Origin of the sequence: Nodularia sp. UHCC 0506, from assembly GCF_034931045.1 — a bacterium.
GTDB lineage: Bacteria > Cyanobacteriota > Cyanobacteriia > Cyanobacteriales > Nostocaceae > Nodularia.
Window position 1 is genome coordinate 7154 of record NZ_JAYGHH010000056.1, and the last position, 4430, is coordinate 11583.

General features: G+C 39.8%; 5 protein-coding genes. 4 read left to right on the plus strand and 1 reads right to left on the minus strand.

Annotated features, from left to right (window positions below):
• Positions 1 to 35: 35 nt before the first annotated feature.
• Positions 36 to 2033, minus strand: a complete 1998-nt coding sequence (gene uvrB / locus VB654_RS21995) for an excinuclease ABC subunit UvrB (RefSeq protein WP_323215925.1) — start codon at positions 2031 to 2033, stop codon at positions 36 to 38.
• Between the two features lie 261 nt (positions 2034 to 2294).
• Between uvrB and VB654_RS22000 the strand changes: the two genes are divergently transcribed.
• The 4 genes from VB654_RS22000 to VB654_RS22015 all read left to right on the plus strand — a co-directional run bounded on the left by VB654_RS22000 (position 2295) and on the right by VB654_RS22015 (position 4418).
• On the plus strand, positions 2295 to 2762 hold the full coding sequence (locus tag VB654_RS22000) for a hypothetical protein (protein ID WP_323215926.1): 468 nt from the start codon (positions 2295 to 2297) through the stop codon (positions 2760 to 2762).
• A 232-nt stretch (positions 2763 to 2994) separates the two neighbouring features.
• Entirely contained in the window at positions 2995 to 3177 is a 183-nt protein-coding gene (locus VB654_RS22005; RefSeq protein ID WP_323215927.1) for a CsbD family protein, read from the plus strand.
• A gap of 250 nt (positions 3178 to 3427) precedes the next feature.
• On the plus strand, positions 3428 to 3865 hold the full coding sequence (locus VB654_RS22010) for a hypothetical protein (protein WP_323215928.1): 438 nt from the start codon (positions 3428 to 3430) through the stop codon (positions 3863 to 3865).
• Between the two features lie 49 nt (positions 3866 to 3914).
• Positions 3915 to 4418, plus strand: a complete 504-nt coding sequence (locus VB654_RS22015; protein ID WP_323215929.1) for a hypothetical protein — start codon at positions 3915 to 3917, stop codon at positions 4416 to 4418.
• Positions 4419 to 4430: the final 12 nt, after the last annotated feature.

Sequence of the window (4430 nt, forward strand, 5' to 3'; positions counted from 1 at the left end):
TCCCCTGTTCCCTTAATGCCTGTTGTGACTAAACGCTAATGCCCTAGCATTTTATCTCGCAGATGTTTGATGCGATCGCGCAATTTTCCTGCCTCTTCAAATTCTAATTTCTTCGCAGCATCTTTCATCTGTGCTTCTAACTTGCCAATCAACCCTGGAATTTCTTCTAAAGGCAGTTCATCTATATGTTCATCGACTACTTTTAAATCATTGGCATTCAATCGCCGAGAAACATCTAAAAAAGATAAAATGGCATTACTTGATCTCTTGATAATCGGTTGCGGCGTAATGCCATGCGTCCGGTTATACGCCATCTGAATTCCCCGCCTTCTATCTGTTTCATCAATGGCTTTAATCATGCTGCCTGTCATATTATCAGCATACATAATTGCTTGTCCCCGGATGTGTCTTGCGGCTCTGCCGATAGTTTGAATTAAAGAACGCTCGGCGCGTAAAAAGCCTTCTTTATCTGCGTCCATAATTGCTACTAAGGAAACTTCTGGTAAGTCTAAGCCTTCCCGTAACAAGTTCACTCCCACTAAAACGTCAAATTTACCCGCACGTAAATCTTGCAAAATCTCAATGCGTTCAATGGAATTAATCTCTGAATGCAAATAACGGACTTTTATACTCCGGTCTTGCAGATACTCAGTCAAATCCTCCGCCATCCGCTTGGTTAATGTGGTAATTAACACTCGCTCTTGACGGTCTACTCTATCTTTAATTTCGCCTAATAAATCATCAATTTGTCCTTCTGTGGGACGCACAGAAATTTCTGGATCAATTACCCCAGTCGGTCGAATTATTTGGTCAGCAATATGACCTTCAGATATTTCTAATTCCCAATTCCCTGGTGTGGCGGAAACAAAAATGCACTGATTGACTTTTTGCCAAAATTCCTCTGCTTGTAATGGTCTGTTATCAGCAGCACTGGGAAGGCGAAATCCATGCTCAATTAAAACTTTTTTTCTGGCTTGGTCGCCGTTATACATTCCTCGAATTTGTGGTACTGTAACGTGAGATTCATCGATAACTAATAGCCAATCTTTAGGGAAATAATCAATTAAACACTCTGGCGGTGCGCCGGCTTCTCTTCCTGCTAAGTGGCGAGAATAGTTTTCTACGCCGTTACAGAAACCAACTTCGCGTAACATTTCCAAGTCATAGCGTGTGCGTTGGTCTATGCGTTGTGCTTCTAATAATTTTCCGGCTTGTTCTAGTTGTGTTTTTTGTTGCTTTAATTCAAATGCAATCTCATTACAAGCAATTTCTAACCGTTCCTGTGGGGTGACAAAGTGACGCGCTGGGTAAACGTTCACAGCTTCCAAACTACGGATAATTTCCCCTGTTACAGGGTCAATATAACGAATCGCATCAATTTCATCGCCAAAGAACTCTACACGAATAATTCGGTCTTCGTAGGCGGGGCCAATTTCTAAGACATCACCCCGGACGCGAAAACGTCCCCGACCCATTTCTATGTCGTTGCGGCTATACTGCACTGATGCCAAATCTCGTAAAATTTGGCGCTGGTTGACTTCCATCCCGATTTGGAAAGGAATGGCGGCTTTGAGGTATTCTGAGGGAATCCCCAAACCGTAGATGCAGCTAATGGAAGCAACTACAATCACATCACGACGTTCAAAGAGCGATCGCGTCGCTGAATGCCGCAGCATATCTATTTCATCATTAATCGAAGATGTTTTTTCAATATAAGTATCGCTAACCGGAATATAGGCTTCTGGCTGATAGTAATCGTAATAGCTGACAAAATACTCAACTGCATTGTGAGGAAAGAATTCTCGCAATTCGTTACACAGTTGTGCTGCCAAAGTTTTATTATGGGCTAGTACCAAAGTGGGTCTACCAACTTTCTCAATGACTGCGGCGATGGAAAATGTCTTACCTGTTCCCGTCGCACCGAGTAAAGTTTGATAACGATTGCCAGATTGGATACTACTGGTTAGTTGCGCGATCGCCTGTGGTTGGTCGCCTGTGGGAATAAAGGGAGCTTGAAGACAAAATCCTGTCATACAGTTCTTTTCAATCTGTTGAAAATACCTGATCTCATGGTAACGATACTGTTGCACCCCTGCTGAACTTAGATAATCATAACTAATAAACAGCAATATTTTTTTACAAAAAGTTACAATTTAAATTTTCTTATGTATCCGTTTGAAAGATACTTATATATTTACAAGCTTTTTTCAGGTTACACTCTTTATACGTGGAAAATAAATTAATTTTTCCTTCATTATTGTAAAATTCAGTTAATAAACCAGAGGTATCGGTTTATGAGTATCAGCAGCACTGGCGAAAAAATCGATCCTCAAAAACAGGATACCAAGCTAAAGGGAGAAAATACGGTGGAAGTTGAAAATAAACAGGATAATAGTTTGAATACAGATCAAACCGAAAAAAGCTCTGACCTCCCAGTGAAGAAAGAAGAAGGGAAGTTAGCCGTTGCGGGAATTCGTCCCATAGGTAGCAGTGGTCTACAAATTGCCGGGACAGTCAATATTTCTGGAATCCGTCCTATTGGCATCAGTACTTTAACAGTAGCTGATACAGTTAATATTATGGGAATTCGCCCCATTGGCGCTCATACGTTTGAAATTGTTGACACTATGAACTTATCTGGTATTCGTCCAATTGGTTCCAGTTTACTGGCAATTTCTGATAGCTATTCCTCCTTCGGCAACCGTCCAACAGCACCAAATGAAACTGATGAGTCAGGAATTATGATGGGTTTTCTCGATTAATTCTAACAATACTATAACTACCATCACCCGGTTAATAACATAACCGGGTTTTTTAATCAAATAAAATATTCAACTTGCTTTTATAATCAGTCTTTTTATATAGATAACTAATGTATCTTATGGTGGAAGATGGTAAGGTAAATTTTAACTAAAGTATAGAGGTAATCGCAAAAAGGTTTTGAGGTTAATTTATAACTTTAAAGCTGATGATTTGTTTAATTAGGAGTGCAAAATGAGCATAGAAGATCGCGCCAAAGCCACCGCTAAAAATATTGAAGGTAAAGCTCAAGAAGCACTGGGAAATATTACCGGAGATCCAGAAGATCAGGCTAAAGGTAAAGCTAAACAAGCTGAAAGTGAAGTACGTCACGGTGTTGAAGACGTGAAAGATAATGTCAAAGAAAAGCTAAATTAGAGGATTTATGATTGGCTAAATTCTGAAAAAATATCACGGGATTCAATTTATTTGCCAAGATAAAAACTGTGTAATCATCTTGGCTTGGTCCCTTTTATTCCAGACAAATGCTTTATTTTTTAATTCAGCTAAAAAAGATTTTTTATTATAGTTATATCTACACCAAAACCGATTAATCAATTAAGTGTCTCTTTGATTTATGGGAATTAAATTACATAATTGGTAACTATTTGACTATGAGAGGTAAAAAATGAATCTGCTTGAGCAGGGTCGTAAAATTGCGACGGCCTTCGTCTTGGTTTTAGTGTTAACAATAACTACTGCTTGTGGTGGTGGTACTGTAACAGCACCAGATCGCACTGCTACTCCAGCCATCGGTCGTGATGTCACTTACGCACAGTTAGAACGAGGTAATACTCCCACTGGACAAAGTTTTGGTGACTGGGTTGTAGAAACATCTAGGGGGTTAATTCAGGATGCTTATGTACGCGATAACAATAAGCTAGGTGTTGTCATTTCTCCTCAAGTTAGTCCGAAGGAAGTGCGACCTTTGGCAAAATCTTTAGTTCAAGGTTTTGAGAAAAACTTTCCAGGGCAGAATTTAACTGTTTTGGTATATGGCCCAGACAAACAGTTAATTTTGACGACTCAATATGACAGGGCAACTAATCAAATTCAGTATAGCTAATTTGATTGCAACTCAGCCTTTCAGGTGATGAAAAAAGGAGATAGGTAAAGTGACAAGTAGCGAAGAGTACAGACGACAAATTATGCAAGATTTGTCTCAAGGCAATGTAGAATCTCTTGATGATGCTTCCTTTGACAATTTCGATGATTTTGCCCAACGCACAACACCTGATCAACGTCGTCAGTTATTTGGCAGGTCTGCCAGTCCTGAACGGATACCTTCTAGCCAAATGGAACCTGAATTACAAAAAGCGATCGCCCAAATTAAACCCAATGAACGGGATGATGTAGCTAGGGCTTTTTTCAAGGAATTTAAATCTAGAAATTTAGACGACAAACGCTTAGAACAACAATTAAATCTTTCCACTCGCAACCCTAAGCGCATGACATCTGACGATGTGAGTAAACTTGCATCTTTTGCTTATCACAACCATCCTGATATTTTCCGGGATGTATTGGCGGAACAACCAGCAATTATGAAGTTTCTCAGTAATCCCATTGTCGCCGGCTTGATTGGAATTGCGGCAGCTAAGTGGCTGGGTAGTCGTAAATAAGAGACTTCCAAA